This window comes from bacterium (assembly GCA_029210545.1).
GTDB lineage: Bacteria > BMS3Abin14 > BMS3Abin14 > BMS3Abin14 > BMS3Abin14 > JARGFV01.
Genome location: JARGFV010000124.1, coordinates 1 through 6,881, shown reverse-complemented (window position 1 = coordinate 6,881; position 6,881 = coordinate 1). Strand labels below are relative to the sequence as shown.

Sequence of the window (6,881 nt, the reverse complement as noted above, 5' to 3'; positions counted from 1 at the left end):
TCAATGACTTACGGAGTGAGTCATTGATTTGGGCGCCCCGCGCGGGGCGCGTTGATGACTTTTTGCGAAGTCATCATTCTTGCAATAGGGGTTTCAACCTCAACATCATTTCTGCTAAGATTTGAAAATGGTTGAGAAAACTTCAAACAATCCTGGATCCATAGCCGTGGACAGGAAGTCCCTGAATGAGTTCTGTCGCCGGAACGGTATCAGAAAGCTGTCCTTTTTCGGTTCGGTCCTGAGGGAGAATTTTGGCCCGGACAGCGATGTTGACGTGTTGGTGCAGTTCGAACCAGGCAAAGTCCTTGGTTTTGACATCCTGGATATTGAGAAGGATCTGTCACAATTGCTGGGAGGGCGGAAAGTGGATCTGGTCAATGAGAAATATCTCAACCACCGCCTGCGTCCTGTCATCCTGAAGGAAGCCCGGGTTCAGTATGCCCAAAGATGATCTCATCTATAGTAGGGCACATGCTTGACGTATGCCGGAAAGCGCTTTCAAAAATGGGAGGCAAAACCAGGGCGCAGTTCGATTCCAGTGAAGACCTTCAGATTATCCTGACCCACCTTATCCAGGTTCTGGGTGAGGCGGCAAGGCAGGTTTCCCCACCATTCCAGGAAGCTAACGCCGGCATCCCCTGGTCAAAGATCATCGGGATGCGGAACAAGGTCGTCCACGATTACATGAGCGTCGACCTGGATGTCGTCTGGGGAGTCGCCACCCTGGAACTGGAACCCCTTCTGAAAAAACTCGAAAAGCTTGTTACCTGACTCCGTATATGGGTTTACCTGTAAACAACGGCAGACAAACATTATGGTTATACGCAACCGGAAATAGCAGCCCACCTGGGATTCCACAAAACCACAATCAGCAAGATCGCCAGCAAAACCAACTGAACAAGTCAGACACACCACAATTCATCCCCTGAAGCCCTGACCCCCAGAAGCCCCAAAAGCCCCCGACTTGCCCAGGGTGCGTGTGAACAGCAGGCAAGCTTAAAACCAAAGGGCGCTCCTGAGCGCCCTTAAAACTGACAGCATTACTCAATTACAGCCCAATTTCCGCTCCGACCCCAAGAATTCCCTGTCCCGCCGACTCGTCACGTCGTAGCCGCTGGTGAAGACGGAAGCCCGACGGAAGGCGTTGGCGTAGGAGGAACCCGACCCCACGGTTTGCCCCAATCGCATCGCTATCACAGCTTCCCTGGTCGACTTGCCAATTGTTGATGACTTGAGTATTCTTCAAAACATGGATGCCAGGCCCCCCAGCCTCACCAGCAAAGAGCAGATCGCCACGTTCTGCAGGCAGCATAAGATCCGGAAACTGTCTCTGTTCGGCTCCGTTCTGAGAGATGATTTCGGTCCGGAGAGCGATATTGATGTGCTGGTGGAGTTCTCCCAGGATGCCAAAGTCGGGTTATTTGAGCTTTACGATCTGGAAATGGAACTTTCCTCGATCTTCGGGAGGAGGAAGGTCGAGATCAATACTCCGAGAAGCCTGAGCAAATATTTTCGGGATACCGTCATGGATGAGGCCAAGGTGCAGTATGTCCAGGCGTGATCCATCAGTCAGGCTCAGACACATGCGGGATTTCGCCCGTAAGGCAGTCGCGCTCACAGAGGGTAAAAGCAAAGGGGATCTCGAAAAGGACGAGGTTCTTCGTCTCGCTGTCACTCACCTGGTCGAGCGATAGTGAGTTCATAGGGGCATTGAGAGCTGAATGCCGCGCAGATATTAACGCATCTTCTTGGTTGAATATCGAGAAATTTGAAAGCGAATTTCGATCTAAACTTCTTACTCATCACTGCTTTATGGGGAGTCCATTGTTTCAGGAAAGTTTTGATGTGGCATTTATGGCCACTCGATCCCGCCAACGGCGGAACTCGGGGTCTTAAACATCTCGAAGGAGGGGTTTCTCTCACCCCCACCTCGATCCTCCCCCCTCAGCAGCCGCCTTCGCATAATGCTTCGGCGAGCCATGGGGGGAGGAAGGATAAGGAAGGGAGCCTACATGAGGGGGAGAGGGAGAATAAGGAAAGGGGCTATTGGCAGGGGAAGGAAGGATAAGGAATTTCGCCTTCCTTCGTGTCACTTTGTGACCTTCGTGTTGGATTAAACTCCGCTTTTACAGGAACCGCGCCTTTCCCCAGATTCAGTCTTCCTCCGTGTCCTCTGTGACTCTGTGGTGAAAAGCATTTGATCCGGATTCCGGCTCACGGCTTCGCCGTGTTCGGAATGACGGCATGATTTCCCCTGGGGAAAGATACTTCTCCATAATCCCGTCGTATAAACCTTTCGTCTTGAGAATGAACATGATCAGCTCCCGGGCGGCCCCGTTCCCTCCCCCGGCCTCCGTGACCAGGGCGGCCCGGTCCAGCACTTCCGGGGCCGCGTCGGCCGGGCAGCACCCTAGGCCGACACGGGCCATGACGGGAAGGTCCACCACATCGTCGCTCATGAACGCTATTTCCGCCAGGGAAAGGGCCTGCCTGCTCACGATCTCGTCCAGGGAGATGTTCTTCTCCCTGGCCCCCTGGTACACCAGCTCGATGCCCAGTTCCCGGGCCCGCCGGTCCACCATGGCGCTTTTCCTTCCGGTGATGATGGCCGCCGAGAGCCCGGCCCTGCCGAGGAGCTTGATGGCGTGCCCGTCCCTGACGTTGAACGACTTGATCTCGTCCCCAGCGGAGGTGTAGCTGATGCTCCCGTCGGTGAGGACACCGTCCACGTCGAAGGCGATGAGCTGAATTTTTTTGGCGGCTTCAATGATTTTCGGACTGTGCTCTTTCAAAATGATCGGGCCTCTCTGGGAGCTATGGGCTATGGGCTATGGGCTATGGGCTATTAAAAACGTGTTTTCTCAGGTCAGGTTGTCAATAAGGTTTTCATCCTGCGTTCCCTGCCCTGAGCCCTGTCGAAGGGTGTGTTCTGCGTTCTATCTGATTCCTGATTTCTGATTCCTGTTTTCCGCTCTTAAGCTATTCCCGCCCTCAAGATATCGTGCATGTGAAGCACACCGGCCACATGACCGCCTTCGTCCACGACCACGAGAGCGGTTATGGAATGGCTCTCCATGAGCTGCAGGGCGCGCGCCGCCAGCGCCTCGGGGTTGATGACCTTCGGCGTGGTGGTCATGACCCGCCTCACCTTCATGGCCAGGGGGTCGTCGTCCCTTTCCAGGGACCTGCGCAGGTCCCCGTCCGTCACCACGCCCAGGAGGGTTCCGTCGGCATCCTGAACGGTGGTGAACCCGAGCTGCTTGGAGGTGATCTCGAAAAGCGCCTCTTTCATGGCAGTTTCCGGGCCGACCACAGGCACCCGGTCGCCGGTGTGCATGATATCCGCCACCGTGAGCAGTTTTCTGCCCAGGGCTCCGCCGGGGTGAAAAAAGGCGAAATCGTTCTCGGTGAACCCGTGGATCTCCAGCAGGGCAACGGCCAGTGCGTCCCCGAGGGCCATGGTCACCGCCGTGCTCGCCGTGGGAGCGAGCCCCAGGGGGCAGGCCTCCTCCGTCACGGATATGTCGAGGACCACGTCCGCCCGTTGGGCCAGGGTGGAGCCCGGGCTTCCCGTCATGGCGACGATGGGGACGCCCAGCCTCCTGACGGCCGGTAGGAGGCGCATGAGTTCTTCGCTCTCGCCGCTGTAGGAGACGGCCACGAGGATGTCGCCTTTGGCCAGCATGCCCAGATCGCCGTGGCCGCCCTCGGCCGGATGCAGAAAAAGAGCCGGTGTCCCCGTGCTGGCGAAGGTTGCCACGATCTTGCGGCACACCAGCCCTGATTTCCCCATGCCGGCAAAAACCACCCTCCCCTTGCAGGATGCCAGGAGTTCCACAGCCGTGGCGAACTCGTCACCCAGCCTGGCCCGCAGGGCGGCCAGCGAGCCCTCCTCCATCTCCAGGACTCTCCGGGCGATGGCGAGGATTTTTCCCCTGTCGATAGAACCGGTCATGGACTGTCCGCTCCGGAACTGTCCTGCCCGGCAGCCGCCCGGATCGCCAGAAGCTGGCGGAGCAGGGCCTCGAGCCGGTCCATGGGCCACATGTTGGGACCGTCGCATGGCGCCCGGTCCGGATCCGGATGAACTTCCATGAAGATCCCGTCCACGCCGCAGGCAACGGCCGCCCGACACAGGTGTGGGATGTACTCCCGCATCCCCCCCGAAGAGGAGCCGAGCCCTCCTGGCAGCTGGAGGCTGTGGGTCGCGTCGTAGACCACGGGCAGCCCCAGTTCCCGGATCACGGGAAAAGATCTGAAATCCACCACCAGGTTGTTGTAACCGAAGGTCGTACCCCTCTCGGTGATGACGAGGTTCCTGCCGCCGTTGACCTTTCCCGATATCCCCTTGACGTCCCAGGGAGAGAGGAACTGGCCCTTCTTGACGTTGACCGGCTTTCCGGTTGCCGCGGCGGCCGTGAGGAGATCGGTCTGCCGGCAGAGGAACGCCGGGATCTGGAGGATGTCCAGGACAGCCGCGGCATCCCCCGCCTGTTCCGGCCAGTGGATGTCGGAAGTCACGGGGATGCCGACCTTGTCCCTGATCCCCGCCAGGACCTCCATCCCGCTGTCGAACCCGGGGCCGCGGTACGACCCCGCGGAGGTCCGGTTGGCCTTGTCGTAGGAGGCCTTGAATATGAGGTCGATCCCTACCCGGCCGCAGATCTCCGCCAGTCCCTCGGCCGCCTCGAGGCAGCTCTCCGGGTCCTCGATGACGCAGGGGCCCGCGATGAGGACAAGGGGTCCGAAACCTCCTCCAGTCCCTTCCCCTGATCCTCCAATGGTCACACGGCCGACGGTGACCGGGTTCACCTTCAGATCCATCAGTCCCTCGATCTCTTCAGCGCGAGGCTGGCCGCGATAAAACCGGCAAACAGGGGGTGGGGTTTCCAGGGACGTGATTTAAACTCGGGGTGGAACTGGCAGCCCACGAACCATGGATGGTCCGGGTGCTCGATCATCTCCACCAGCCTTCCATCGGGGGAGGTTCCCGAGATCCGGAGTCCCTTTTCCCGCAGGGTGTCCTTGTATTCGGGGTTGAACTCGTACCTGTGGCGGTGCCTTTCCGATATTTCTCCCGCGCCGTAAAGACGCCGGGCCTCGGTCCCCTCCTCCAGGAGGCAGGGATAGGCGCCGAGCCTCATGGTTCCCCCCATGTCGGTCACGTCCCTTTGCTCCGGGAGCAGGTCGATGACGGGATGGGGGGTTTTCTCGTCGAACTCGGAGCTGTTGGCCCTCTCGAGAGACGCCACCGACCTCGCGAACTCCACCACCGCGAGCTGCATACCGAGACAGATCCCGAAATAGGGGACTTTCTCCTCCCGGGCGTATCGGGCCGCCCTGATCTTTCCCTCGGTGCCCCGGTGCCCGAACCCGCCGGGAACCAGGATGCCGTCGGCCTCCCCGAGAAGGTCCGCGGGCTCCCGGGTCTCAAGCTCTTCACTGTCCACAAACCTGAGGATGACCCTGCTGTCATTGGCAATGCCCCCGTGAATGAGCGCCTCGTTGAGACTCTTGTAAGACTCCACGAGGCTCACGTACTTGCCGACAACAGCGATCACCACCTCGTGGGCAGGGTTGGTCACCTTGTCCACGATACCCTGCCAGGCTTTCAGGTCCGGCGAGCGGGTCCACATCCTCAGGTGTTCGATGATCTGCTGGTCCAGGCCCTCCTCGTGGTAAACGAGGGGCACCTGGTAGATGCTGTCGACATCCCGTGCGGTGATCACCGCCTCGGGTGTCACGTTGCAGAACAGGGCGATCTTCTTCTTGATGTCCATGTCCAGGTTTCGATCGGTCCGGCAGAGCAGGATATCGGGCTGAATACCGATCTCCCGGAGCTTCTGGACCGAATGCTGGGTGGGTTTGGTCTTCAGCTCACCCGCCGTCCGGATGTAGGGCACCAGGGTGAGGTGAATGTAGATGACGTTGTCCCTGCCCACATCGCCCTTGAACTGCCGGATAGCCTCCAGGAAAGGAAGGCTTTCGATGTCGCCGACGGTTCCGCCCACCTCGCAGATGAGGAGGTCCACATCGTCCGCGGCCTGGCAGATCATGGACTTGATCTCGTCAGTGATGTGGGGGATAACCTGGACCGTCCCGCCAAGGTACTCGCCCTGCCTTTCCTTGTTGATGACCGAGTCGTATACCCTGCCGGTGGTGAAATTGCTCTTCTTCGACATGGGAGCGCGGGTGAACCGCTCGTAATGGCCGAGGTCCAGGTCGGTCTCGGCGCCGTCTTCCGTGACGAACACCTCACCGTGCTGGTAGGGGCTCATGGTCCCGGGATCGACGTTGATGTAGGGGTCCATCTTCTGGATGGTCACCCTGAGCCCCCTTGATTCCATGAGGGCCCCGATGGCAGCGGAGGCCAGTCCCTTGCCCAGGGAGGAAACTACCCCGCCCGTCACGAAGATGAACTTGGTCTTCATGGTCCCTCCTTAGGTCTTCCTGGGGCACTTTCCCCTGTTTCAGTTATTGTCCTGGGTTCATCACAACAATGAGTACCCGAGCGGTGTCACTCCAAAGCCCGAAAAAGCTATCACCACGGAGAAAATCGGCTTGCCAGCCATAGCCTTTGGCGACGGCTGGAGGTCACGGAGAAAATCCGAGACCTTCTCCCTCACCTGCCCTCTCCCGGCAGGGGGAGGGATTTCTCCGAAATCGACAGATGGTGACTTGAATATCGGGATAAAAACAGGCTTTGATCCCGATATTCAAGGCCCAGCCGTTCAGGTGAGGGAAAAGTGATCACCATGCTTTTTGCCCTTCTCGCCCTGGACTTTTTGCGACCCTATCAAAGTTTGATGGACTCGCAAAAAGTCCATCAACGCGCCCCGCGCGGGGCGCCCAAATCAATGACCCGCACCGTAAGTCATTGA

The 6,881-nt window shown here is 58.7% G+C and carries 8 protein-coding genes; 3 read left to right on the top strand and 5 right to left on the bottom strand.

Annotated elements, in window-relative coordinates; all coding sequences use genetic code 11:
• Window positions 1-127 precede the first annotated feature (127 nt).
• The 3 genes from P1S46_10725 (at window position 128) to P1S46_10715 (ending at window position 1,561) form a co-directional block, all read left to right on the top strand.
• On the top strand, window positions 128-451 hold the full coding sequence (locus tag P1S46_10725; GenBank protein MDF1536952.1) for a nucleotidyltransferase family protein: 324 nt from the start codon (window positions 128-130) through the stop codon (window positions 449-451).
• Window positions 452-504: 53 nt separating this feature from the next.
• Entirely contained in the window at window positions 505-771 is a 267-nt protein-coding gene (locus P1S46_10720) for a DUF86 domain-containing protein (GenBank protein MDF1536951.1), read from the top strand.
• Between the two features lie 478 nt (window positions 772-1,249).
• Window positions 1,250-1,561: a nucleotidyltransferase family protein gene (locus P1S46_10715; protein ID MDF1536950.1), complete on the top strand. Its 312-nt coding sequence runs from the start codon at window positions 1,250-1,252 to the stop codon at window positions 1,559-1,561.
• Between the two features lie 592 nt (window positions 1,562-2,153).
• Here P1S46_10715 and P1S46_10710 read toward each other — a convergent pair.
• From P1S46_10710 to P1S46_10690, 5 genes are all read right to left on the bottom strand, one after another.
• Window positions 2,154-2,792, bottom strand: coding sequence for a hypothetical protein (locus P1S46_10710; protein MDF1536949.1), 639 nt, complete (start codon window positions 2,790-2,792; stop codon window positions 2,154-2,156).
• A gap of 182 nt (window positions 2,793-2,974) precedes the next feature.
• Window positions 2,975-3,955 carry a KpsF/GutQ family sugar-phosphate isomerase gene (locus P1S46_10705; GenBank protein ID MDF1536948.1) on the bottom strand — a complete coding sequence of 327 codons (981 nt, stop codon included), beginning with the start codon at window positions 3,953-3,955 and terminating at the stop codon, window positions 2,975-2,977.
• Entirely contained in the window at window positions 3,952-4,824 is an 873-nt protein-coding gene (kdsA, locus tag P1S46_10700) for a 3-deoxy-8-phosphooctulonate synthase (protein ID MDF1536947.1), read from the bottom strand. Before kdsA ends, P1S46_10705 begins: the two co-directional genes overlap by 4 nt.
• Entirely contained in the window at window positions 4,824-6,431 is a 1,608-nt protein-coding gene (locus P1S46_10695; protein ID MDF1536946.1) for a CTP synthase, read from the bottom strand. Before P1S46_10695 ends, kdsA begins: the two co-directional genes overlap by 1 nt.
• Before the next feature lie 60 nt (window positions 6,432-6,491).
• A complete protein-coding gene (locus tag P1S46_10690; GenBank protein ID MDF1536945.1) occupies window positions 6,492-6,626 on the bottom strand; it encodes a hypothetical protein in 135 nt (44 codons plus the stop codon).
• Window positions 6,627-6,881 lie beyond the last annotated feature (255 nt).

Coding starts and splice junctions, on each gene's coding strand:
- kdsA (MDF1536947.1), bottom strand. CDS start 4,824: ATGGATCTGAAGGTGAACCCGGTCACCGTCGGCCGTGTGACCATTGGA.
- P1S46_10720 (MDF1536951.1), top strand. CDS start 505: ATGGGAGGCAAAACCAGGGCGCAGTTCGATTCCAGTGAAGACCTTCAG.
- P1S46_10705 (MDF1536948.1), bottom strand. CDS start 3,955: ATGACCGGTTCTATCGACAGGGGAAAAATCCTCGCCATCGCCCGGAGA.
- P1S46_10715 (MDF1536950.1), top strand. CDS start 1,250: ATGGATGCCAGGCCCCCCAGCCTCACCAGCAAAGAGCAGATCGCCACG.
- P1S46_10695 (MDF1536946.1), bottom strand. CDS start 6,431: ATGAAGACCAAGTTCATCTTCGTGACGGGCGGGGTAGTTTCCTCCCTG.
- P1S46_10725 (MDF1536952.1), top strand. CDS start 128: ATGGTTGAGAAAACTTCAAACAATCCTGGATCCATAGCCGTGGACAGG.